This is a genomic window from Micromonospora qiuiae (assembly GCF_016863555.1).
GTDB classification, from domain to species: Bacteria; Actinomycetota; Actinomycetes; order Mycobacteriales; family Micromonosporaceae; genus Micromonospora; species Micromonospora qiuiae.
The window spans coordinates 15334-39171 of sequence record NZ_BOPC01000018.1; the positions used below are offsets into that span (position 1 = coordinate 15334).

Consider the following 23838-nt stretch of genomic DNA (forward strand, 5'->3'; position numbering starts at 1 on the left):
CCCGGTGGTCCGATCTGCCAAGCACATCTTCGTCACCGGAGGGGTCGCCTCCTCGCTCGGCAAAGGGCTCACCGCGTCCAGCCTGGGTGCCCTGCTCCAGGCCCGCGGGCTGCGGGTCACCATGCAGAAGCTCGACCCGTACCTCAACGTCGACCCCAGCACGATGAACCCGTTCCAGCACGGCGAGGTGTTCGTCACCGAGGACGGCGCCGAGACCGACCTGGACGTCGGCCACTACGAGCGGTTCCTGGACGCCGACCTGAGCGCCGCCGCGAACGTCACCACCGGCCAGGTCTACGCCGCGGTGATCGCGCGGGAGCGCCGTGGCGAGTACCTGGGCGACACCGTGCAGGTCATCCCGCACATCACTGACGAGATCAAACGCCGGATACGCGAGCGGGCCACCGCCGACGTGGATGTGGTGATCACCGAGGTGGGCGGGACGGTCGGTGACATCGAGTCGCTGCCGTTCCTGGAGACCGTGCGGCAGATCCGGCACGAGGTGGGCCGGGACAACGTCTTCGTCGCGCACATCTCGCTGCTGCCGTTCATCGGCCCCTCCGGTGAGCTGAAGACCAAGTCCACCCAGCACTCGACGGCCGCGCTGCGCAACATCGGCATCCAGCCGGACGCGATCGTGCTGCGCGCCGACCGGGAGGTGCCGGACGCGCTGCGCCGCAAGATCTCGCTGATGTGCGACGTGGACCGCGAGGCGGTGGTGGCGGCGGTCGACGCGAGATCCATTTACGACATACCCCGGGTGCTGCACCAGGAGGGCCTGGACGCGTATGTGGTCCGCCGGCTGGGCCTGCCGTTCCGCGACGTGGACTGGACGGTCTGGGGCGAGTTGCTGCACCGGGTGCACGAGCCCGCGCACGAGGTGACGATCGCGCTGGTCGGTAAATACGTGGCCCTGCCGGACGCGTACCTGTCGGTGACCGAGGCGATCCGGGCCGGCGGCTTCGCAGCCTCGGCCCGGGCCCGGATCCGCTGGGTGAGTTCGGACGACTGCGCGACGCCCGAGGAGGCCGCAGCCCATCTCGCCGGGGTGGACGGAATCTGCGTGCCCGGCGGCTTCGGCGAGCGCGGGATCACCGGCAAGATCGAGGCGATCCGGTACGCCCGGGAGAACCGCGTACCACTGCTCGGGCTCTGCCTGGGGTTGCAGTGCGTGGTGGTGGAGGCGGCCCGCAACCTGCTCGGGTTGACCGAGGCGAACTCCACCGAGTTCGACCCGGACACCCCGCACCCGGTGGTGTCCACCATGGCGGAGGAGATCGGAACCGTCAGCGGCGACGGCGACCTGGGCGGAACGATGCGGCTCGGCACGTATCCGGCGGTGTTGGCCGAGGGTTCCATCGTGCGGGCCGCGTACGCCGGGGCGGCCGAGGTGTCCGAGCGGCACCGGCACCGCTACGAGGTGAACAACGCGTACCGGGACGAGTTGCAGGGCAAGGCCGGGTTGGTCTTCTCCGGCACGTCACCGGACGGCTCGCTCGTCGAGTTCGTGGAGTATCCGCAGGAGATGCACCCGTATCTGGTGGCGACCCAGGCCCACCCCGAGTTCCGTTCCCGCCCCACCCGTCCGCATCCGTTGTTCGCCGGGCTACTGGCGGCTGCGGTGCGGCGATCACAGTCCAAAGTGCGCGAGACTGCACGATAGCGTGCGTCCGAGACCGTGCGCCCATCCGCCGAGAGAGAGATTCACCATGAGCGCCACACAGCGACCGGTCGTCGCGATCGTCGACGCCTTCTCGACCGCACGGCATCTCGCCCCGCTGTTCCACGCCGCGGGCTACGACTGTCTGCACGTGCAGAGCCTGCCCGACCCACCCGCACTGTTCGCGGCGTCGTTCCAGGCCGGCGATTTTCTCGACACGATCGTTCACGCCGGTGACGTGCCCGCCACGTTGGCCGCGATCCGCCCGTACGCGCCGGTCGCGCTGCTCGCCGGTGCGGAGAGCGGCGTCGAGATGGCCGACACGTTGAGCGAGGCGCTCGGTCTGCGGACCAACGGAACCCGGCTGAGCAGCGCCCGGCGGGACAAGTTCCGGATGATCGAGACGGTGAAGGCGGCCGGTTTGCCCGCCGCCGACCAGATTCTCGCCACCGACCTGGACACGCTGCTCGGCTGGTACGGCGGCACCGACCGGCTGGTGGTGCTCAAGCCGCTGCGCGGTGCGCTGAACGACGGCGTGCACTTCTGCGGCACCGCGGCCGAGGTGCGAGCCGCGTTCGAGACGCTGACCGGCCGGCGCAGCGCGCTCGGGCAGGGCAACGACGGCGTGGTGGCGCAGGAGTACCTGGTCGGCGCGGAGTACTACGTGAACACGGTCAGCATGGACGGCAAGCACTACGTCTGCGACCTGTGGCGCACCCACCACCTGCGGGTCAACGGGGTGCGGGACCTGCTCGGCGGCTCGCAGCTGATGGTCCGTGACGGGCACGAGCAGGAGCAACTGGTCGGATACGTGTGCCAGGTGCTGGACGCGCTCGGAGTGGTGAACGGACCGGCGCACACCGAGGTCAAGCTGACCCCGGACGGCCCACGGCTGATCGAGACCGGGGCTCGGGTCTGCGGTGCCGAACTGCCGCTGCTCACCCGGGCCGCGCTGGGCAGCAGCCAGCTGGAGTGGACGGTCACCGCCTACACCGACCCGGACACCTTCGACGCGAACTGGCAGAACCACTACGAGACGCTCCGGCACGCCGTCTGCGTCAACATGATCGCCCCGAGCGGCGGGAAGCTGATCGGGTACCCACGGATGGACGAGATCGAGGCGTTGGAGAGCTACCACGGGCGACTGACCCGGGTCGGCCCTGGCCAGGAGTTGGCGCAGACGATCAACGACATGACGTATCCGGTGCTGATCCACCTGATGCACGAGGTGGAGGGCGTCATGATGCGCGACTACATGACGGCCCGGTACCTCGACGGCGAGGGCTTCTACGATGTCGCGTAGTCGGAACGCACCGATCCTGGGCACCCTGCTGGTCCTGGGTTACTGCGTCATCAACTCCACCAAGTCGGTGTTCGAGGGCTCGCTGGTCCAGCACCTGTCTCCCGAGTTCATCGCGTTCAATTCGTTCGTCATCGCGCAGGGCTTCTACTTCCTGATCTGCCGCGACAAGAAGGCGTTGCTCGCCACCGTCCGACGCTGCCTGCCCGACGTGATCGCGCTGAACGTGGCCACCATGGTCTCCTGGGTCGCGGTCCTGTACGCGTTCACCGTCTTCGAGCCGGCCATGGCGAACTCGGTGATCCTCGGCCTGGTCCCGAGCATCACCATCGCGCTCGGCTTCAAGCTGCGCCCCGGCGTACGGGCCCTGCGGCTGGAGGTGGTCGCCGCGCTGGGCATGCTGGCCGCGATGGTCTTCCTGGTCGCGGCGGCGTGGCACGGCTCGTCCGCGATCGGCGAGCTGCCAAAGGGCGACCTGGCCGCGGGCCTGGTGTACTGCGTGCTGACCAGCTTCGCGTTGTCCGCCATCACCTACTTCACCAAACGCCTCGGCGACCGGGGCATGAGCGTGCAACAGATGATGGCGTCCCGGTTCGGCGTGCTGATCCTGGCCACACTGGGCCTGCTGATCGTCCGGGACAGCTTCGACCCGTACACGCCACGCAACATCGGCGCGATCCTGCTGATCAGCATCGTCGGTGTGATCATCTCGCTGTACCTGCTCCAGGCGGGCATCGTACGCACCGAGCCGATCACCGTCTCGATGCTGTTCGGCACGAACCTGCTGATCACGTACGTGGCACAGTTCCTCGACCCGCGCCTGCAGCCGTCCACCACCACGTTCGTCGGCGTGCTGGTGCTGTCCGCGGCGATGTGTCTCGGCGCGTGGGCCCGTTGGCGAGACGGCCGCAACAACCCGCCGGACAAGATCCCGGCCGAGGCGGAGGGCACGACGCAGAGCGTCGGGAGCCGCCGGTGACGGTGCTGGCCCACCTGAGCGACCTGCATCTGGACGGCGGGGCGACCCGGGCGGCGCGGGCCGCTCGGGCGGTGCGTTATCTCTGCGCTCTACCCGGCCACCTGGACGCGGTCCTGATCACCGGGGACCTCACCGAGAACGGCGCAGCCGCAGAGTACGCCCAGGTCAGCGAGGTACTGAAGCCACTGCACGAGCGTTTCCCGGTGCTGGTGTGCCCCGGCAACCACGACGTGTCGGCGGTCTTCGCCGAGCTGCTGGCACCCCCGCGGGCGGCGGCCGTCCACGGGGGCGCCCACATCCTGCTGGCGGATTCCTCGCTCCCCGGCGTGGCACATGGCCGGCTGTCACCGGCCACGCTGGAGTGGCTGGACGCCCGCCTGGCGTCCGCGCCGCAGACGCCCGCCTTCGTGGGGTTCCACCATCCGCCCGCGGCCCTGGGCATTCCGTTCATCGACGCGATCGGTCTCCGCGACCCGTCCGGGCTCGCCGCCGTCCTGTCCCGCCACCGGCAGGTGGTGGCGGTCCTGGTCGGCCACGCCCACGCGGCGGTCTCCACGACGTTCGCCGGGTTGCCGCTGCTGGTGGCCCCCGGCGTGGTGTCGACCGCGGTGCTGCCGTGGGAAAACACCGAAACGTGGAGCTACCAGGACGCGAACGTGTCCCTGATGTTCCACACGTACACGGACGGCGTGCTGGCCACCCACGTGCGATCGGTGCCGGTCTGAGGGGGCAGCGCCGTGCGCAGGATCGTCACTGGTGATCGACGGCGGGCAGCTCGGTGTCGGATGACGAGGGTCGCGGGCCGGAGAAATCGCCGGCCTCGTGGCGCATCTCGGCGAGGATGGAGACCAGGGCCGTGACGCTGTCCGGCGGCAGGCCGGGTCGGGAGAACACCTGAGCGTTGAGCTCCTCGGTCGCGGTGACCGCCAGTTCCCGTCCCTTCGGGAGAAGTTCGACGAGCGTGGTGCGGCGGTCGGTGGGGTGTGGCGTACGCCGGACCAGGCCGGCGGACTCCAGGCGGTCGACGGCGTTGGTGACGCTGGTCGGGTGCACCTGCAGCCGCTTTCCGATCTTCGCCATCGGCAGGGAGCCGGCGCGGCTGAAAAAGAGGAGCATGAGCACCTCGTATCGGGCGAAGGTCACGCCGTAGGGCCGCAGGACGGCCTCGACGCGGGCGAGAGCGATCTGCTGCGCGCGCATCAGCGAGGTCACGGCTGCCATTCCGTCGGCCGCGGCTTCCCAGCCGTGGCCTGCCCATCGGCGGCGCGCTTCGGCGATCGGGTCGAGGGAGAGGCGGTCACGGGCGGGCACAGGGCCCATCCTAGAGCGTGGCGCACAGTACATGGACATCGGATAGTTGCATGTCCTAGTGTTTCTTGTGACGGCCTCATAGCCCGCGCACGCGTCATGCCAACCGTCACGACCCCCGGCTTAGGAGCGCCATGAGTCAGCCGAATTCCTCCGCTCGGCCCCCGCTGCACGTGCCGGTGCATCCGGTGCGTTTCGTGACCGCGGCCAGTCTCTTCGACGGGCACGACGCGGCAATCACGATCATGCGGCGGTTGCTGCAGAGCCAGGGTGCCGAGGTCGTGCACCTCGGCCACGACCGCAGTGTGGAGGAGGTGGTGACGGCGGCGGTGCAGGAGGACGTGCAGGGTGTCGCCGTCTCGTCCTACCAGGGCGGTCACGTCGAATACTTCAGCTACCTGGTCGAGCGTCTCGCCGAGCGCGGTGCCGGGCACGTGCGCGTGTTCGGCGGCGGGGGCGGGACGATCGTGCCCGAGGAGATCGCGAGCCTGGCCGAGCGGGGAGTCCGGATCTTCAGCCCGCAGGACGGCCAGCGGCTGGGGCTGCCCGGCATGATCAACGAGCTGATTCGCGACTGCGACGTCGATCTCGCCGCCCGGCGGCCCGACGTCGAAGCCGTGCTGGCCGGCGACGACGCCGCGTTGGCGCGGGCGGTCACCGTGCTGGAGGCCGGGGCCGACGCCGAGCTGGCCGCCGCGGTGCGCTCCGCTGCGGCGTCGCGCACGGTCCCCGTGCTGGGCATCACCGGCACGGGCGGCTCCGGCAAGTCGTCCTTGACCGACGAGCTGGTACGCCGGTTGCGCCGCGACAGCGAGGACAAGCTCCGGGTGGCGGTGCTGGCGGTCGACCCCACCCGCCGCCGGGGCGGGACGTTGCTGGGCGACCGGATCCGGATGAACAGCATCGCCCCGGATGTGGTGTTCTTCCGCTCGCTGGCGACCCGTACGCCGGGAACGCAGGTGCCCGAGCACCTCGACGACATGCTGGCCGCGTGCAAGGCCGCCGGCTACGACCTGGTCATCGTCGAGACGCCCGGCATCGGTCAGGGCGACGCCGCAATCGTGCCGTACGCCGATGTGTCCCTGTACGTGATGACGCCCGAGTTCGGCGCGCCCAGCCAGCTCGAGAAGATCGACATGCTCGATCTGGCCGACGTGGTGGCCATCAACAAGTTCGAGCGCCGGGGAGCTGAGGACGCGCTGCGGGACGTCGCCCGGCAGTTGGTGCGCAACCGGGAACAGTTCGGCACTCCGTGGCAGGACATGCCGGTCTTCGGCACCAGCGCGGCACGGTTCGACGACGACGGCGTGACCGCGCTGTACCACCACCTCAAGCAGCTGCTCAACCAGCGCGGGCTCCGGGCCTTCGATGGTGTCCTGCCGCTGGTGAGCGGACGCACCTCCACCGGCCTCACATCGGTGCTGCCGGCGGGCCGGGAACGCTACCTGGCCGACATCGCCGAGACCGTGCGCCGCTACCACGCCACGACGACCGAGCAGGTGGAGCTGGTTCGCCGACGGCAGCATCTGGTCACCACGCGGGACCTGCTCGCGGCCGGGGCAGACCCGGCCGAGGCGTCGGTCGCGGCGCTGCTGGAGCGTACCGAGCAGAGCCTCGACGGTGACGTGCGCCGGTTGCTCGACCAGTGGCCGGCCGTCCGTGCCCGGTACGACGGCGACGAGCAGGTCTACACCGTCCGGGGCCGGGAGATCCGTACCCCGTTGACGCGCACGACGTTGTCGGGCACGAAGGTGCCGCGGGTGGCGCTGCCGCGCGAGGGCGACGATGGCGAGCTGCTGCGGTTCCTGCGTAACGAGAACCTGCCCGGCTACTTTCCCTTCACCGCCGGCGTGTTCCCGTTCAAGCGGACCGAGGAGGCGCCGGCGCGGATGTTCGCCGGTGAGGGCGACGCGTTCCGCACCAACCGCCGGTTCCACCTGCTCAGCGCCGGCCAGCCGGCGACCCGCCTGTCCACGGCCTTCGACTCGGTGACCCTGTACGGCCGCGACCCGGACCGGCGTCCCGACATCTACGGCAAGATCGGCACGTCGGGCGTGTCGATCGCCACCGTCGACGACATGCGCGAGCTGTACGCCGGGTTCGACCTCTGCTCGCCCACCACCTCGGTGTCGATGACCATCAACGGTCCGGCGCCGGCGATCCTGGCCATGTTCTTCACCGCTGCGATCGAGCAGCAGCTCGACCGGTTCCGCGAGGCCGAGGGACGGGAGCCCACCGCTGAGGAGACCGCCCAGATCCGGGCGCGAACGCTGTCGACGGTGCGCGGCACGGTGCAGGCCGACATCCTCAAGGAGGACCAGGGGCAGAACACCTGCATCTTCTCGACCGAGTTCGCCCTGCGCGCCATGGCGGACATCCAGGAGTGGTTCATCGCCCACCAGGTCCGCAACTTCTACTCGGTCAGCATCAGCGGTTACCACATCGCCGAGGCCGGGGCGAACCCGATCAGCCAGTTGGCGTTCACCCTGGCCAACGGCTTCACCTTTGTCGAGGCGTACCTCGCCCGGGGGATGAACATCGACGACTTCGCGCCGAACCTGTCGTTCTTCTTCTCCAACGGCATGGACGCGGAGTACACCGTCATCGGCCGGGTCGCCCGCCGGATCTGGGCGATCGCGATGCGCGACCGGTACGGCGCCGGCGAGCGCGCGCAGAAGCTGAAGTACCACGTGCAGACCTCCGGTCGGTCCCTGCACGCCCAGGAGATGGACTTCAACGACATCCGCACCACGCTGCAGGCCCTGTGCGCCATCTACGACAACGCCAACAGCCTGCACACCAACGCCTACGACGAGGCGGTCACCACCCCCACCGCGCAGTCGGTACGCCGCGCCCTGGCCATCCAGATGATCATCGACGCGGAGTGGGGGCTCGCGGACACCGAGAACGCGTTGCAGGGCTCCTACATCGTCGACCAGCTCACCGACCTGGTCGAGGAGGCGGTGCTCGCCGAATTCGACCGCATCGCCGACCGCGGCGGCGTGCTCGGCGCGATGGAGACCGGCTACCAGCGTGGCCGCATCCAGGACGAGTCGATGCTCTACGAACACCGCAAGCACGACGGGTCGCTGCCCATCATCGGCGTCAACACCTTCCTCGGCGATGACTCCGACACCCCGGCCCAGGTCCTCGAGTTGGCCCGCGGCACCGACGAGGAGAAGCAGTCGCAGCTCGAGCGGCTCGCCGACTTCCACGCCCGGCACGCGGCGCAGGCCCCCGCCGCGCTCGATCGGCTCAAGGCCGCCGCGACCAGCGGTGGCAACGTCTTCGAGGCGCTGATGGACGCGGTCCGCTACTGCTCCCTGGGGCAGATCAGCGAAGCGTTCTTCGAGGTCGGCGGCCAGTACCGCCGCAACGTCTGAGGCAACTCGCTTCGTGCCGGGGATTCGGCGCGGCTTACTGGAGGTGAATGGTGAGCTCGGAGAAGATTCTCCTGGTCGAGGGGGCACGGACCCCGGTGGGCAGTTTCGGTGGCGCGTTCAAGGACGTCCCGGCCCACGAACTCGGGGCCACCGCCGTCCGGGAGGCCCTGTCCCGCGCGGGGGTGCCCGCCGAGGCGGTCGACGAGGTGGTGATGGGCTGCATCGGCCAGGTGGGGCCGGACGCGTACAACGGCGATGGAGCCGGAACTGATGGGCTACGCGCCGGTGCCGGCGCTGAAGCGACTCTTCGACGAGACGGGCACCAGCGCCGGTGACATCGACGTGGTCGAACTCAACGAGGCATTCGCCGCCCAGGCGGTGGCGGTGATCCGGGATGCCGGACTGGACCCGGAGCGGACCAACCCGTACGGCGGAGCCATCGCGCTCGGCCACCCGGTCGGCGCCACCGGTGCGATCCTGGCCCTGCGGGTGGCCAAGCACCTGGCCCGCACCGACGGGGAACTCGGCATCGTCACCATGTGCATCGGCGGGGGACAGGCCATGGCCGCCCTTCTGCGCCGCGTATAAGGAGCCTGAGAACATCTCACGGGACGAAGCCGACACGATCGCCCGCCTCGTCGCCCGGAGGCCTCCGCCCGCATCGAGAGGTTCCTCAGCCGTTCCTGACCGGGGCGACGGCGGCCGGCACACACCGAACACCAAGGAGAGAGATGCGCATCGACAACACTGCCGCCATCGTGACCGGCGGCGCCTCCGGCCTCGGCGCGGCGACCTCGCAGGCGCTCGCCGAGCGCGGCGCGAAGGTCTTCGCCTTCGACCTGCCGGCCAGCGTCGAGACCGCACCGGGCGGCACCGGCATCGAGTACGTCGCAGTCGACGTCACCGACCCGGATCAGGTCGTGGCCGCGGTGGGGCAGGCGGCCGGCTCGGGCCTGCCGCTGCGTACCGTCGTCAACTGCGCCGGCATCGGCCCGTCGATGCGCATCCTCGGCAAGAACGGCGTGCACGACCTGGCCCTGTACGCCAAGGTCGTGCAGGTCAACCTCATCGGGTCCTTCAATGTGCTGGCCCTGGCCGCCGAGCGGATCGCCGAGACCGACGCCGACGAGCACGGCCAGCGGGGCGTCATCATCAACACCGCCTCGGTCGCCGCCTACGAGGGGCAGATCGGGCAGGCCGCCTACTCGTCGTCCAAGGGCGGGATCGTCGGCTTGACGCTTCCGGCCGCCCGGGATCTGGCGCAGTACGGCATCCGGGTCTGCACCATCGCTCCCGGCATCGTGGACACGCCGATGCTCGCCACGGTCTCCGACGAGTTCCGCGCGGGCCTCGCCGCCGGAGTCCCGTTCCCCAAGCGCCTGGCCCGCCCCGACGAGTACGCTCAACTCGCCCTGTTGATCATCGAGCACGACTACCTCAACGGCGAGACCATCCGGATGGACGCCGCTCTGCGGATGGCCCCGCGCTAGGACTCTCGGGTCGGGCGCCGGTCGCTGTCGGGGCACCCTTGGATGAGCGGGCGGGAATCTCATCCCGCCCGCTCCGGCGTCCGGTCAGAAAGCACGGAAGGTCAGCCAGCGCCCAGCTTCGTAGGTGCGAAGCGTGCCCACGGCCGTCGCCTGGCCGGTGCAGTCCGAGGTCCGGTAGAAGACGACGTCCTGGAAGCCGCTCCAGCCGATGTGGCTGTCCGCGGCGGCCGGCAGCGCGGAGCAGTCGCCGCTCGGGGCGGGGAAGTGTGCGACCGTGTCCGTGAATTGCCCGCTGTAGAAGGTGAGGCCGGAAGCCTGTGCCGAGGCGGGTGCCGCCACGGCTCCGAGCCCGATGATCACGGCTGCCGACGTGGCCAGTGCGGCACCGATCCTGCTGAGCCTTCTGCGCATCTGCGTCCTCCCATGTATCGATGACGGGTGATGCCATCGTTGCCGCACTTCGTTGACGCCGCAACCATTTCGTCGAGTTCAAAACTGTGAGGAGATCCTCGCCGGCTGGCGTCGCCATCTTCCGGCCCGGCCGGGTCATGCCCGGTCACTGCTCAGGTGCAGTGGAAAAGCGAGTGGTAGGCGTTGAGGGCGGGCTGGCCGCCCAGGTGGGCGTAGAGGACGTTGGATCCTCTGGGGATCTCGTTTCTGCGGATCAGGTCGATCAGGGCCGCCATCGACTTGCCCTCGTACACCGGATCGACAATCATTCCTTCGAGCTTGCCCGCGAGCCGGATCGCATCCACTGTCGACTCGATCGGAATGCCGTACAGATCCCCGGCCCAGCCCTCCAGGACGGTGATCTCGTCGTCGCGCAGGTCGCGCCCCAGGCCGATGAGGGCGGCGGTGTTGCGGGCGATTTTCTCGACCTGGGCACGTGTCTCGTCGACCTTCGCGGACGCGTCGATCCCGAGCACCCGGCGGGGCCGATCCTGCCCGGCGAAGCCGGCGATCATCCCGGCTTGGGTGCTCCCGGTGACGCTGCAGACGACGATGGTGTCGAAGAAGACACCGAGCTGCTGTTCCTGCTGCTGGACCTCGTACGCCCAGTTGGCGAAGCCGAGACCGCCGAACTGGTGGTCGGAGGCGCCGGCCGGGATCGCGTAGGGCACGCCGCCGGCGGCCCGGACCTCGTCCAGCGCCCGCCGCCAACTGTCCTTCAGTCCGATGCCGAAGCTCTCCTGCACCAGACGCACGTCGGCACCCATGATGCGCGACAGCAGGATGTTGCCGACCTTGTCGTTGACCGGGTCCGGCCAGTCCACCCAGCTCTCCTGTATCAGCAGGGCCTTCAGGCCGGCCCGGGCGGCAGCGGCCGCGACCTGGCGCGTGTGGTTGGACTGCACCCCGCCGATGCTCACCAGCGTGTCCGCTCCCTGGGCGAGAGCGTCTGGAAGCAGATACTCCAACTTGCGGGTCTTGTTTCCGCCGAAGGCCAGCCCGCTGTTGCAATCCTCCCGTTTGGCCCAGATCCTGGCGCCGCCGAGGTGGTCGCTCAGCCGGTCCAGCCGGTGAACCGGACTGGGGCCGTGCAGCAGCGGAAAGCGTTCGAACGCGTCGAGGGCCATGAGGAACTCTCATTCAGGCAGGGGTGCCCGGCGGCACCATCTTGGCTATGGCATGCAAAATATTGCACACCGGATCCCCGTGATGGGTCAAGCCAGAGTGGACGGAGGCCGGCGGGCAGGATCTGCGGTGTCAGATCTTCACGGGTGGTCGGCCAGGATGCGGGCGACCTCGGCCGGGTAGGCGAGGTGCGGAAAGTGACCACCGTTCGGCATCAGGGTGACCCGGGTGTCGGGTAGTGCTGATTCGAGCCAGTGGCGGTACGGCGGTGGTGGCTCGGTAGCGGTGACGTACCGGTAACCGACCCCGCGCCGACGCAGCGTCGCCAGTTCCCCGGTGCGGCGCTCGCGGATGGCCTCGTCGGAGTCGACGAGAAGTTCGTTCCAGTAGCCGAGTAGCAGGTCGGCGCGGGGGCGACTGGTTGCCCGGACCCTTCGCCGCACCTCGGACGAAAGGTTTTCCAGATGCATGCCGCCCAGTAGGCGCTCCCACACCTCCCGGTAGGACGGGCTGCGCAGCACCGGCTCGGCCCGGCGGACGAGGTCCCCGAACGGGCCCGGTAGCAACGGCTGGTCCAGGTTCACCACGGCCTGCGCCGGATAGGTCGCGGCGTAGACCGTGGCCAGCAGCCCTCCGATGGAATGCCCGACCAGCACCGGTGCATCAAGACCGGCACCCTCGACGGCGGCGTGTACGGCGTCCACCACCGCGCCGAGGTCGTAGGTCGGTGCGCGCTCCGACCCGCCGTGGCCGGGCAGGTCAACCGCCATGACACGGCGTTGCGGGTCGATCCGGTCCAGCTCCCGCAACACCGCTTGCCAGTGCCCGCGGTCGAAGGTCAGACCATGTAACAGGACCAGCGGCGGGCGATCGTCGCGGGAACCGTGGAAGTCGTAGGCGAGCCTCATGCCCCTGTCGGCGTAACACGGCCCCGTACGGCCCGTTCGTGGGCCGGATCACCCGACCCGACCGGTGACAGGCGTCAGGTGTCGGCGGTGGCGTCGTCGGCGGCCAGTGGGGCGTCGAGCAGGGGAGCGAGTGTCTCCCAGTTGGCGCGGACGGCGGCGGCTGCCCCGTCCACGTCGCCGGCCTCACAGAGCGCGATGATCCGGGCGTGTTGCGCGACCGACTCGCGGCCACTCAGGGAGGCGAAGCGAAGTCGCTCCAGGCGCCGCAGCACCGGCGTGAACTGTTCGAGAACGTCCCGTAGGGCCCGGTTGGCGCTGGCGGTCACCAGCACGCCGTGGAAGTCGTCGTCCGCGCTGGTCGCCGCGTCGACGTCGTTGCGCTGTAGCGCGCTGGCGAATCGTGCATTGGCCTCGCGCATGGCGTCGATCTCGGTGGCGGAGAGGTTGGGTAGGGCCTCGCGGACAGCGAGTTCGTGCATGGCGGTGGTGACCGACTGGGCATTGCGGGCGGCCCGGACGTCCAGCGGGCTGACGATCGTGTATCGGCCGGGTTTCGTCTGGACCAGACCTGCCTGCTCAAGACGTGCCAGTGCCTCCCGGACCGGGGTGCGGCTGACGCCGAGCCACTCGACCAGGTCGCTGTCGTTGAGGCGTTCGCCGGGGGCGAGCGTGCCGCCGACGATGGCGTCGCGGATCGCCCGGTAGGCGTCATCCCGGAGAAGTGATCTGGAGACGAGTCCACGACCTTGGGGAACAGGCATGCAACATGTTGGGCAGCCAGCGCCGCCGCTGTCAACCAGACCGGTCAGCCCACCGGCTGGCTAGCCGGCCGGGGGGTGGGGCGGCGCCGGTGACCTTCCTGGCGCCGCCCCGGTCTGCTCAGATGCTGCTCGCGGCCCCGAGGATGAAGTCCGCCACCGCCTGTGGCCGCGACGCCGGGAGCGCGTGCGAGGCGCCGGGGACCTCCACGATCGCGCGTGCCTGGGCCCGGTCGGCCATGTAGCGGAACGCTTCAGCCGGGATCGCGAGGTCCAGCTCCGGGTAGATGAACCAGGACGGGACCGACTTCCAGGCCGGCTCGCCCGAGGCCTCGTTGAAAGCCACCGTGTTGAACGGACGCTGGGTGGCGGCGTCGAGGGCGGCCTGCTCGGCAGTGAGGTCAGCGCAGAAGTGCGCGTGGTACTTGCTCTGCTCGATGTAGAGGTCGACCGTACCGTCGGGCAGCGGGACCTCGATCAGGGCCTCACCGAGGGTGCCGCCGGGGAACTTGCCGGTCAGGTCGGGAACGTTCTCACCCTTGTCCGGGGCGAGCGCGGCGACGTACACCAGGGCCTTGACGTGGTCATGGCCGACCGCGGCGTTGGTGGCGACCGCGCCGCCGTAGGAGTGGCCGACCAGCACGACCGGACCGTCGATGCTGGCCAGCAGGCCCGACACAACGGCGGCGTCGCCGGCCAGGCTACGCAGCGGGTTCCCGGCCGCGACGACACGGTGGCCGGCGGCGTGCAGGCGGCTGATGACGCCGTTCCAGCTGGCGGATTCGGCGAAGGCTCCGTGAATGAGGACGATCGTGGGTTTCATGCGTCTGCTCCTTGCAGCGAGAAGGGTTATGCGGTGGTGCGCGCCGCTTGCATGATCAGCTTTGCGACGTCGTCGGGCCGCGAGACAGTCACGGCGTGTGAGGCCCTCACCTCGACGGTGCGGGAGTTGGCACGCTTCGCCATGAAGCGCTGCGCGGCCAACGGGATGGCACGGTCCTGTGTGGCGAGCAGCGCCCAGGAGGGGATGGTCCGCCAGGCGCTGCGGGTTGCCGCTTCCTCGAGCGCGGTGGTCGCGGCAGGACGCTGGGTGGCGGCCATCAGCCTGGCGACCTTGGCCGGCACGTCGGCCGCGAAGTGCTGATGGAAGGCGTCGGGTTGGACGTACAGGTCGGTCCCGGTGCCGCCGCCGGGCAGCGGGAACGGCACCGCGTCGAGGTGCTCGCCGAGGGTGTTGCCGGGGAACTTGTTGACGAGTTCGGCCGTGCTCTCGCCCTCGGCGGGGGCGAGAGCGGCGACATAGACCAGGGCCTTGACCCGCGGATGGTCGGCGGCCGCCGCACTGATCACACTGCCGCCGTAGGAGTGGCCAGCCAGAAGGATCGGCCCGGGCACGCTGTCGAGCGCGCTGCGTACGTAGGCGGCGTCCGCTTCCAGACCACGCAACGGATTGGCGACGGCCAGCACCGGGTAGCCGTTGCGCTGCAGGCGGTCGATGACGTCGTTCCAGCTGGACGAGTCGGCGAATGCTCCGTGGACCAGCACCACCGTCGGCTTCTTCGTCGGCTTGAGGCCCAACTGTGCTGTCGTGGTGGTCGCTGAGGTGGCGGGGGCGGAGGTGGCCATGGTCAGCGCGATCACGGCCACGATCGCACCCAGCACGGTGGCTGAGGCCCATGTCAGGCGGCTCAACGGCCTGAGGTTCATCAGGTTCTCCTACTTGGAGTCTGGCGGGGCTGCCGGACCGGCGCCCCGGTTGGCTCCAGCCTCGGCCCGGGACGCGGGACAGGAATCAGTCATTTGCCTGCCGTCATGACCAGAGCCCGGCGCAGTCGCGCCGATGCGCGGAAGAGATGGCCGTGGGAGAACCTGACGGCGGGGGACAGGCGGCGGACGGCCGATCAGTCGTCGAGATGGCGGGACAGGGCGTCTCTGAGCGCGGCCCGCGACGATATGCCCAGCTTGGGAAAGACGCGGTACAGATGCGCGCCGACCGTGCGTGGGGACAGGTACATGCGTTTGGCGATCTGCTTGTTGGTCAGGCCGCTCGCGGCGAGCTTGGCGATTTCGACCTCCTGCGAGGTCAAGGTGACGCGGTCGCCCGACGGCTCTCCGGTCCACTGGTGCCCTGCGGCGCGCAGCTCATGCTGGGTCCGGGTGAGCCACGGTGTGGCGCCCATCGCGGCGTACCCGTCGCGCGCGGCGAGCAGGTGGCGACGTGCCGGCAGGAGCATCTTCCTCCGGCGCAGCTTCTCGGCGAAGGCGAGACGGATCCGGGACGCCTCGAACAGCCACCGGTCCGTGTCGGGATTCGCCAGCAGGGCCTCCAGCCGGACGCTCGCCGCGTCGTCGTCGTCGACCAGCGCCTCCACCCCGCACTGGATCAGTTCCATGCGCGGCGACAGCGCCGCGACGTCGGCGGCCTGCATCGCCTTCAGGTGTGCCCGAGCCTCCTCGACACGCCCGGTGCGCAGCGCCGCCTCGACCAGGTCGAACATCACCCAGGTGCAGTGCGGAACGTGCGAGGCGAGGATGCCTGGCGGGCTCATCGCGCAGGCGTGGACGAAAGCGGCGTCGAAGTCGCCCTGGCCGGACGCGGCGAGTGCGCGGGCATGGTGCGCGAACAGCGCCGCGCTGGTGACACCGCGCGGCAGCGCCCAATGGGTGATCTCGTCGGCCAGGGCGTACGCCTCGTCGGCGTTGCCCCGGCCGGCCGCGATGATGGCCCGGTTGTAGAGGAAGTACCACGTGAAGAAGGAGTAGCCACGCGTGACGCAGACATGTTGGCCTTCCCGGGCGAGCTCGTCGGCCTCGTCCCACCGGCCGGAGAGATAGCCGTCCAGGCACAGGTGCATCAATGCCCCGAGATGCCGGCGGGGCGACGACCCGTGCCGCCCCTGCTGCACCAGCCGCCACGATCCCTCCCGGCAGTCGCCGAGCCGGTCCAGATACACCGACGCGGTGCCGATCCGCACAAGCCGGGCCGGATCGTCCTCATCGGGCAGCGTGGCGAGGAGTCGATCGAGTGCAGGCGCCGCGGCGCCGGCGGTTCTCACCGGATCGGGGAAGGTTCTGCTCGCCACCGCGAGCACGTCGGGTGGGTGGGGAGCCAGTCGGCCCAGCAGCCGTTCGAAGGTCGCCCAGTGGGCGGGCGTGGCGGCGTACCACGACAACAGCAGCAGGGTGTGCATGGCATCGACGAGGGCTGGATCATCGGCCCGGTAACCGTGGCTGCCGGTCTCGATGGCGCCAGCGAGGAGGTGATGGGCCGTGTGCACGTCGCCGTTGCCGTCGAGCATCAGGAAGGCCGCCGCGTTCGCCGCGTGCAGGGAGCCGGTCGAACCGGCGCCCGCTCGCTGCGCGTCGGCCAGGAGCCCTTTCGCGTCGTCGACGGCGCCGCCCGCCTCCGCGCCGATGTACGCCGCCTCGGCCAGTCGTCGGGCCCGCTCCTGCGTTGTGGCGCTCAGTTCGGCGGCGCGTACCAGGGCCGCGATGGCGCCGAGCGCGTCGCCACGGAGCATGACCCGGCGTGCCGCGGCGTCGAGCAGGACCGCCACCGACTCGTCCGGGCCGGCGGCCGCCGTGGCCAGATGCCAGGCACGGCGTTCCGGGTCGCCGTGCAGTGCGGCGGCGATGGACAGGTGGACATGTCGGCGTTCCTCGTGGGCGGACATCGCGACGATCGCCGACCTGATCAGTGGATGTCGGAAGACGACGCGGGCCGAAGGATCGTCGATCCGCAGGAGCTGCGCCCGCTCGGCCGCCGCGAGATCGGCCAGGCCTGCCGGGTCGCCGGCAGCCTCGCGCAGCACCCGCAGGTCACCGGTGCCTTCCAACGCGGCGGCGAGCATCAGCCACCGGGTCGCATCCGGAAGGTCGGCGATTCGCGTGGCGAACATGGCGTGGAGCCGTTCACTCAACGGCACCACCTCGGGCTCGTCGGTACCGGGCGGGCCGGGGACGTTCAGCGCGGTCGGCAGTTCCATCAGCGCCAACGGGTTGCCCTGCGCGAGGTTCAGCACCCGCTGACGGACGTGTGCCGGCAGGTCCGGAAAGTTGGCGTCGACCAGTTGCTCGGACGCTTCGTCGCCGAGCGGCTGGACGACCACGTCGACCATCCCGCGTCGGTTGAGGAAGCTTTCGGTGTCGAGTCGGGAGAAGGCCACCAGGCCGATCGGGCGGCCCTCGGCGCGACGGGCGATGAAGCTGAGCACCACGGCGCTCGCCCGGTCGATCCACTGCACGTCGTCGATCAGGAGCACGACCGGAGCGTCCTTCGCGACGGCCATGACCAGGAACAGGGCGGCGTTGCAGACGACCAGTGTGTTCGGCGGTGGCCCGGTGCCGAAGCCAAGCGCCACCGACAGGGCGTCGCGCGGGCCGGGTGGGATCCGGTGCAACTCGTGCTGCACGGGTAACAGCAACTGGTTCAGACACGAGTAGCTGACGTCCGCCTCGAATTCCGATCCCGACGCGCGTAGCACCTGCATCCCGGCGGCCTCGGCGCGGTCGGCCGTCACCGACAGGAGCGCGGACTTGCCGACGCCGACCTCTCCCCGGACCAGCCGGGCACCGCCGGAGTGCCGCACCGTGCCGAGGAAGTGCGCGATGTGCTGCTCCTCGGCGTCCCGCCCGAACAGTCCGCTCACAGTCATGTGTCCCTCATGGTGGATCCGCAACGGCATGCTGTCGCAACAGTACGGACATGCAGAATATTGCACACCGCGCGTCGAGGGGCTGTCAAGGCTCGGTTTTCCGGCGAGGGTTGCCGCTATTCGCGGCTGCGGAAGATGTCGTTATCGGCGCAGTCGACAAACTCCTCCCAAATTGCGCTCGTCAGTTCGAGGTTTGCCGAGACGGGCGCTGTCGCGGCCGGAACCACCCGAAAGCGGATGTCGCACCGGGACCATTTTCCTGGCCCTCATCAAGGTGATTTCCTGGGCCGTCGTCGCGATCCTTCTGCCACGTCGCCGAGTCTCACCGCAAGGGCCGGCCCGCTCGGGATGGGCGAGTGTCGGCGTACGCCTCGAAGCCCTCCTCGTCCGGCGCGACGATCGCCGCCTGTCTCCGCCGCCACTCCTCTTCGCTGGTGGGAGCGGTGGGGATCACCAGGGATCCACCCGGAATCCCGCGCCAGATCGTGTCGTCCACGACCGGTGTGACGTACCGGCCGCCGGTTGGGTTCAAACGACTTTGCCACATTGCTGATCTCGGTGAAGCGGGTAGCCTGCACGCCGTGCCTGAGACGTTGCCGCCATTGCTTACCGATCGGTATGTCCTCTCGGAGCTTCTTGGCCAGGGTGGGATGGGTCGGGTATGGAAAGCCCGGGATACGCTGCTGCAGCGCGACGTCGCCATCAAGGAAATCGTTCCGCCACCTGGTCTGACCGACGAGGCGCGGCAGGAATTGCGGACCCGGTCGCTGCGCGAGGCGCGGTCCCTCGCCCGGCTCGACCACGCCAACGCCATCCGGGTGTTCGACGTCCTGGTCGGGGACGGCGGCGACCCGTGGATCGTCATGGAGTACGTACCGTCGCGCGCGCTGTCCGAACATCTCGCCACCGACGGCCCCGTCTCGCCGGCCCGGGCAGCCCGGATCGGGCTGGCGGTGCTGGGTGCGTTGCGGGCCGCCCACCGCGCCGGAGTCGTGCACCGCGACGTCAAACCGGCGAACATCCTGATCGGCGTCGATGGTCGTGTCGTGCTCACCGACTTCGGTCTGGCCATCGCGATGGAGGACACCAGCCTGACCCGCAGCGGCATCGTGCTCGGCTCGCCCGCGTACGTCTCGCCGGAGCGAGCCAGGTCGGGCACCGTGGGACCGGAGGGAGACCTGTGGTCCCTCGGCGCCACCCTCTTCGCCGCGGTCGAGGGCCGGGCGCCGTACGCCCGGCCGTCCAGCCTGATGAGCCTCACCGCGTTGGCCACCGAACCGCCGCCGGCGGCCCGGCACGCCGGCCCGCTGGCGCCGGTACTACAGGGACTGCTCCGCAAGGACCCGGCCGAGCGGATGGACGCCGACACGGTCGAGCGACTGTTGAATCTGGTGGTGGACGCCGACGAACCGAGGGATGAGGGCCCCACCGAGGCCGCACCGCAGGACGTCGCGCCGGCCCGACCCGATTCCGTGCCCGGCACGCCCCACCCGACGGACCCCGCCCCGCCGTCGGGCGTCACGTCGCGTCGGCCGCGCGTGGCTCGGCTGGTTGGTGGTCTCGCCGTCCTGTTGATGGCGCTCGGTGTCGGGGTCGGTCTTCCCCTGCTCGGTGACCGGGCGGTCGAGAGCGCCGACGGCACGCGGGATGCACCGAGCGGGCTGGAGCCGCCCCTGGTCGGGCCCCCGGTCTCCACTCCGAGTGTCGCGGCAGCCGCGCGACTGTCGTGGTCCACCTACCAGGACCGAAGCGGGTTCAGGGTGCCGGCGCCCAGGGGATGGCAGGTCGTCCGGCACAACGGTCAGGTCGAGTTCCGCGAGCCGGATGGTGAGCGGTTCCTCGTCGTCGGCCAGGCGGACACGCCGCCATCCGATCCGGTGGCCGAGTTGACCGCGCAGGAGAAGAACCGCACGGCCGAGGGCCGGTACCAGAACTACCGCCGGATCAGGATAGTCGCGGTGAACTACCAACAGGACGCCGCGGACTGGGAGTGGGTGCACACCACCGGCGGTCGGGCGATGCAGGTACGGCAGCGTACGTTCCGCACCAGTGAACGGAAGGCGTACACGATCGTCTGGTCGACACCCGAGGCGGTCTGGGCCAGCAACGAGAAGGCATTCAGCAGGATCGTCGACGGCTTCCGTCCGGCCAGCGAGCCGCAGTCGGTGACCTCCCCGCAACCGGAGGCGACTTCGGCGAGCCCACGCGTGGCCAGGCCGTCCGTGACGCCGAGCAGCGCCCCTCCCGCCAGGTCCGGCGACCAGATCGTCAGCGTGGCGAGTGGTCGTTGCCTGGACGTCGGAGAACCGGCCTCGGCCGCCACGCTCCGCGTGCGGATCATGGACTGCGACGATGCCCGGGCCCGGAGCCAACGTTGGGCCTTCCGCGCGGACGGCAGCCTCCGGTTGGACGGCAGATGCCTGGACGTGGCCAACGCCTCGACCGACGACGGCGCGGTCATCCAACTCACCGCCTGCAACGGCGGCCCCGCCCAGCGGTTCACGCTCAACGGCGAACGGCAGTTGGTCAACGCCCTCAGCGGGAAGTGCCTCGACGTGACCGACGCAGGGACCGGGAACGGCACCCCGATCCAGCAGTGGACCTGCAACAACACCGCAGCCCACCAGAAGTGGACGCGACGGTGAGCAAGCCGGTGATCCCGACGAGACCGGGGGGACCGAGCCGGCGTGCGATGATCCTCGGTGCCCGGTGGCTCGCCGCGGTGCCGCTGCTCGTCGCGCTCACCGTGGTGGCGCCGACGCAGGCCGCGCCGGCCCGGGCCGTTGCGGCGCCGCGCCCCGATACCGGCCGTACGCCGCCCGCCCCGAGTCAGCCCGAAGGACAGCGGTACTACGTGGTCGGCTCACCTCGGGACGGGCTGCGCGAGCACCTTTATCAGATCGCGGCGACGACGCTCGGGGACGGCAATCGCCTCCAGGAGATCTTCGAGCTGAACCAGGGGCGACTCCAGCCCGACGGCGGTCGGTTGACCGACCCGCTGTCGCTCCAACCCGGGTGGATCCTGGAACTACCGCCGGACGCCCGTGGCCCGGGAGTACGGATCGGGCCGCCGCCGTTCCCCCCGTCTGCGTACCCGTCGGGTCCGGCAGCGGCAGACGACCCGAGCCGAACCTCGCCGTACCTCGTCGGCGCTGTCGCTCTCGGTGCGATGGCGCTGCTGCTGGGCGCGGGACTACGCCTGCTGCGCCGCCGCAGCGCAGTCCGTGATCCCGTACCGGTGACCGCGGCCAGCCCGGACCCGGAGCCGGTCCCGGCGACCTTCGCAACAGGACCCGACCCGGAGCCGGTCCCGGCGGCCTCCGCAACCGGACCGGCACCGGAGCCGTCGGTGTCGGCGCGGCCGGGCCGCCTGGTCATCACGCTGTTCTCACCCAGCGCCGAGCCGGGGCACGTCGACGTCCGCTTACTCGGCACCGATGTCACCGGGGCAGCGGCGACGTACGGCTGGCTCGACGACGCCTCGACCCCGACCGGGCGGATGCCGGTCGTGCTCGGCCAGCGAGACGGTAGGCGCTTCCACCTCGATCTCGCCGCCACGCCGGACTTGTTCACCATCGGCGGCCCGTCCAGCGCGGCCGTGCGGTACGCGCTGGACATCGCCCGGCAACTGCTCGCCGCCGACGTGGCGGTGACGGTGGTCGGGAACGTGCTCGGGCCGGACGTGCCGACCGGTTGCCGTCGGATCGACGCCTTCCCGTCGTCGACGGGCCTCGATACGACGAACGGCCCCGTGGTGGTGTTCAGTGGCCCGCTGCACGGGGCGGAGATGACGGCAGCTCGTGCGCTGACCGCGCGGATCGGGTCCCGGGTGGTCCCGGTGCTGGTCGGCGAAGTGCTGCGGGCTCGCTGGTCGGTCCTGCTCACCCCCGGCGGGACAGAGCCGGCCGCTGGCGACGGCGTCGCCCGGTAGGGAATGCCGCACGGCAGCCGCGTCGGTCGCACTCGGATTGAACCAAAGGCGGGGCAGCACCGTCGTCGGATTGGGTGACGGCGCGGCCCCGGCCCGACGCGCGGAGTCGGGCAGCGAGACGAAGGAGACCGTGGGTGACGGCGAAGGTGCGGGCCTGGGCCCGCCTGTCAGGCTGCCTGGCCCTGTTGGCGGTGCTGGCCCCGACGGCCGGTCCGGCCCCGGCGCTCGGCGCGTCCACGTTGGCCGCCACTGCCGCTGCGCCGTTACCGTCACCCTCCTTCGGCCAGGAGTTCGTCAAGTTCTACGTCGTCACCGAGGCCGACCAGGGGCGGCCGGAGGGCCTGGTTGAGATCGCGGCCCGGCTGCTGGGTGCGACCGGCCGAGCGGCGGAGATCTATCACCTCAACGCCGGTCGGCGGCAGCCCGACGGAGGCAAGCTGACCGACGGCATGCGGTTGCGTTCCGGCTGGCTCCTGGTCCTTCCGTGGGACGCGGTCGGCCACGATGTCCGGTACGGCGTGCTGCCGACGGAGGGTGCGGCCGCGCCCTCGTCCCCGCCCACGCCCGTGCGGACGGGCGCGGACTGGGCACATGACCGGATGGCGGTCGATCAGGCGTGGGGACGTACCCACGGTGCGGGAATCCTGGTCGCGGTGGTCGACTCGGGGGTCGACGCCGATGTGCCGCAGTTGTCCGGCCGGGTCACCGTCGGCGCCGACATTCCGGCCGGCACCGAGCGGGGCAACATCGACCGCCTCGGCTCGGGCACGGCGATGGCCGGCATCGTGGCGGCCGCGCCGGCCAGGCCGGACGACAGCCGGGTGGTCGGGCTCGCGCCCGCCGCCATGATCCTGCCGCTGCGGGTGGTGGACAAGACGCCGGAGGCGAAGCCGACCGACGCGGCCACCGCGATCGAGGTGGCGGCCTCCGCCGGTGCCCGCGTCATCACCCTCGGCGCCTATGTGGACCCGACCGACGAGATGGTGCTGGACGCGGTGAAATCGGCGCTCGCACACGACGTCGTGGTGGTTGCCCCGGCGCCGACCGTACCGGTGGCGGACGCGGAAACCCCAGCGGTGCCGAAGCTGAACGGCCTGCTTTTGGTGGGCGGTGTCGGCCCCGACGGACAGCCTGCGGCGAACCACCGCCCCGACACGGTCGACGTGCTCGCGCCCGGCATCGACGTGGCGAGCCTCGGGACCCGCGGGTCGGGTATCCGGTCCAGCAGCGGTACCCAGTACGCCGCCGCGTTCGTGGCGGGGGCGGCGGCCCTGGTCCGTTCCGCCTATCCCAACCTGAACGCGACCCAGGTGGCACACCGGATCAAGGCCACCGCCGAGGGCGCCGGTCAGGACGAACCGGACCCGTTGGCCGGCTGGGGCATGATCAACCCGAACGCGGCGGTGACCGTGGCGCTGGCCGCGGAGACACCGCTGGCCGCCGCTCCGGAGGCGGGCGCCAGTCCCCTTCGGGCACTGACCATCGGCATCGTGGTGGTGGCTGGGCTGGCCGCCGTCGCGCTCCTGGCCCGGCGCTCACCCGAGCGGATAGCGGAGGCGGTCGCCACAACGGCAACCACCGCCGCCGGTGCGCGGGGCGCTGGCGCGGAAACGTCCGCTGCCGCTGATGAGATCCCGGGTGCCGATCGTGCGCAGCCGGCCGCCGGGCCCATCGGCGCCCCACCGGCCGGCGCCGTCGACACCGACCGGGAGCGATCGAGGGCGCGGGTCGAGGACGGCCGACCCGGCACGGCCAGTCGACCGGAGGCCGGGCCCACCGCATCGGGGCATCGGTGAACCACCCGGCGATTCCGTCCCGCCGGCTCGTCGTGCGACGGGCGAGGACGCGAGGACCGGCGGGCCTCCGCCGGATCGCGGGTGCGACGACGGCG

General features: G+C 70.5%; 21 protein-coding genes. 11 read left to right on the forward strand and 10 right to left on the reverse strand.

Translation table 11 applies throughout. The annotated features are described in order from the left end of the window. Nucleotides 1-4 precede the first annotated feature (4 nt). Genes pyrG through Vqi01_RS07535 form a run of 4 tightly spaced genes read left to right on the forward strand, consistent with a single transcriptional unit; the run spans nucleotide 5 to nucleotide 4664 of the window. Entirely contained in the window at nucleotides 5-1663 is a 1659-nt protein-coding gene (pyrG, locus tag Vqi01_RS07520) for a CTP synthase (RefSeq protein WP_204033855.1), read from the forward strand. A 46-nt stretch (nucleotides 1664-1709) separates the two neighbouring features. Continuing rightward, entirely contained in the window at nucleotides 1710-2963 is a 1254-nt protein-coding gene (locus Vqi01_RS07525; protein ID WP_204033856.1) for an ATP-grasp domain-containing protein, read from the forward strand. Next, nucleotides 2953-3939, forward strand: a complete 987-nt coding sequence (locus Vqi01_RS07530) for an EamA family transporter (RefSeq protein ID WP_239098242.1) — start codon at nucleotides 2953-2955, stop codon at nucleotides 3937-3939. Before Vqi01_RS07525 ends, Vqi01_RS07530 begins: the two co-directional genes overlap by 11 nt. Beyond that, nucleotides 3936-4664 carry a metallophosphoesterase gene (locus tag Vqi01_RS07535; protein ID WP_204033857.1) on the forward strand — a complete coding sequence of 243 codons (729 nt, stop codon included), beginning with the start codon at nucleotides 3936-3938 and terminating at the stop codon, nucleotides 4662-4664. Before Vqi01_RS07530 ends, Vqi01_RS07535 begins: the two co-directional genes overlap by 4 nt. Before the next feature lie 25 nt (nucleotides 4665-4689). Here Vqi01_RS07535 and Vqi01_RS07540 read toward each other — a convergent pair whose 3' ends face one another. After that, nucleotides 4690-5250 (reverse strand): MarR family winged helix-turn-helix transcriptional regulator, encoded by a 561-nt coding sequence (locus tag Vqi01_RS07540; RefSeq protein ID WP_239098243.1) that lies wholly within the window; start codon nucleotides 5248-5250, stop codon nucleotides 4690-4692. 131 nt (nucleotides 5251-5381) lie between these two features. Here Vqi01_RS07540 and icmF point away from each other — a divergent pair, with 131 nt between their 5' ends. The 4 genes from icmF to Vqi01_RS07560 all read left to right on the forward strand — a co-directional run bounded on the left by icmF (nucleotide 5382) and on the right by Vqi01_RS07560 (nucleotide 10120). Continuing rightward, nucleotides 5382-8630, forward strand: coding sequence for a fused isobutyryl-CoA mutase/GTPase IcmF (gene icmF / locus Vqi01_RS07545; protein WP_204033860.1), 3249 nt, complete (start codon nucleotides 5382-5384; stop codon nucleotides 8628-8630). 47 nt (nucleotides 8631-8677) lie between these two features. Beyond that, a complete protein-coding gene (locus tag Vqi01_RS07550; RefSeq protein ID WP_204033861.1) occupies nucleotides 8678-8965 on the forward strand; it encodes a thiolase family protein in 288 nt (95 codons plus the stop codon). Beyond that, nucleotides 8901-9218, forward strand: coding sequence for a beta-ketoacyl-[acyl-carrier-protein] synthase family protein (locus Vqi01_RS07555; RefSeq protein WP_239098244.1), 318 nt, complete (start codon nucleotides 8901-8903; stop codon nucleotides 9216-9218). The genes Vqi01_RS07550 and Vqi01_RS07555 overlap by 65 nt, the downstream gene beginning before the upstream one ends. 143 nt (nucleotides 9219-9361) lie before the next feature. Further along, nucleotides 9362-10120 (forward strand): SDR family NAD(P)-dependent oxidoreductase, encoded by a 759-nt coding sequence (locus Vqi01_RS07560; RefSeq protein WP_204033863.1) that lies wholly within the window; start codon nucleotides 9362-9364, stop codon nucleotides 10118-10120. Nucleotides 10121-10204: 84 nt separating this feature from the next. On the opposite strand, the gene Vqi01_RS07565 is transcribed toward Vqi01_RS07560, so the two are convergent. From Vqi01_RS07565 to Vqi01_RS31240, 9 genes are all read right to left on the reverse strand, one after another. Beyond that, nucleotides 10205-10531 (reverse strand): hypothetical protein, encoded by a 327-nt coding sequence (locus tag Vqi01_RS07565; protein ID WP_204033864.1) that lies wholly within the window; start codon nucleotides 10529-10531, stop codon nucleotides 10205-10207. 152 nt (nucleotides 10532-10683) lie between these two features. Continuing rightward, entirely contained in the window at nucleotides 10684-11697 is a 1014-nt protein-coding gene (locus Vqi01_RS07570) for a 1-aminocyclopropane-1-carboxylate deaminase (protein ID WP_204033865.1), read from the reverse strand. A gap of 138 nt (nucleotides 11698-11835) precedes the next feature. Further along, entirely contained in the window at nucleotides 11836-12603 is a 768-nt protein-coding gene (locus Vqi01_RS07575; RefSeq protein WP_204033866.1) for an alpha/beta fold hydrolase, read from the reverse strand. 74 nt (nucleotides 12604-12677) lie between these two features. Beyond that, nucleotides 12678-13364 (reverse strand): GntR family transcriptional regulator, encoded by a 687-nt coding sequence (locus Vqi01_RS07580; RefSeq protein WP_204033867.1) that lies wholly within the window; start codon nucleotides 13362-13364, stop codon nucleotides 12678-12680. A gap of 118 nt (nucleotides 13365-13482) precedes the next feature. Next, nucleotides 13483-14184 (reverse strand): alpha/beta fold hydrolase, encoded by a 702-nt coding sequence (locus Vqi01_RS07585; RefSeq protein WP_204033878.1) that lies wholly within the window; start codon nucleotides 14182-14184, stop codon nucleotides 13483-13485. 26 nt (nucleotides 14185-14210) lie between these two features. Next, a complete protein-coding gene (locus Vqi01_RS07590; protein ID WP_239098245.1) occupies nucleotides 14211-15068 on the reverse strand; it encodes an alpha/beta fold hydrolase in 858 nt (285 codons plus the stop codon). 194 nt (nucleotides 15069-15262) lie between these two features. Further along, nucleotides 15263-18016: an ATP-binding protein gene (locus tag Vqi01_RS07595; RefSeq protein ID WP_204033879.1), complete on the reverse strand. Its 2754-nt coding sequence runs from the start codon at nucleotides 18014-18016 to the stop codon at nucleotides 15263-15265. A gap of 116 nt (nucleotides 18017-18132) precedes the next feature. Further along, nucleotides 18133-18243 (reverse strand): hypothetical protein, encoded by a 111-nt coding sequence (locus Vqi01_RS31545; RefSeq protein ID WP_372444327.1) that lies wholly within the window; start codon nucleotides 18241-18243, stop codon nucleotides 18133-18135. Nucleotides 18244-18338: 95 nt separating this feature from the next. Further along, a complete protein-coding gene (locus tag Vqi01_RS31240) occupies nucleotides 18339-18470 on the reverse strand; it encodes a hypothetical protein (protein WP_275408739.1) in 132 nt (43 codons plus the stop codon). A gap of 127 nt (nucleotides 18471-18597) precedes the next feature. Here Vqi01_RS31240 and Vqi01_RS07600 point away from each other — a divergent pair, with 127 nt between their 5' ends. The 3 genes from Vqi01_RS07600 to Vqi01_RS07610 all read left to right on the forward strand — a co-directional run bounded on the left by Vqi01_RS07600 (nucleotide 18598) and on the right by Vqi01_RS07610 (nucleotide 23743). Next, nucleotides 18598-20661, forward strand: coding sequence for a serine/threonine protein kinase (locus Vqi01_RS07600; RefSeq protein WP_204033881.1), 2064 nt, complete (start codon nucleotides 18598-18600; stop codon nucleotides 20659-20661). Further along, nucleotides 20658-21947 (forward strand): LysM peptidoglycan-binding domain-containing protein, encoded by a 1290-nt coding sequence (locus Vqi01_RS07605; protein ID WP_204033882.1) that lies wholly within the window; start codon nucleotides 20658-20660, stop codon nucleotides 21945-21947. The genes Vqi01_RS07600 and Vqi01_RS07605 overlap by 4 nt, the downstream gene beginning before the upstream one ends. A gap of 134 nt (nucleotides 21948-22081) precedes the next feature. Further along, nucleotides 22082-23743: a S8 family serine peptidase gene (locus Vqi01_RS07610; RefSeq protein WP_204033883.1), complete on the forward strand. Its 1662-nt coding sequence runs from the start codon at nucleotides 22082-22084 to the stop codon at nucleotides 23741-23743. The last annotated feature ends 95 nt before the right edge of the window (nucleotides 23744-23838 follow it).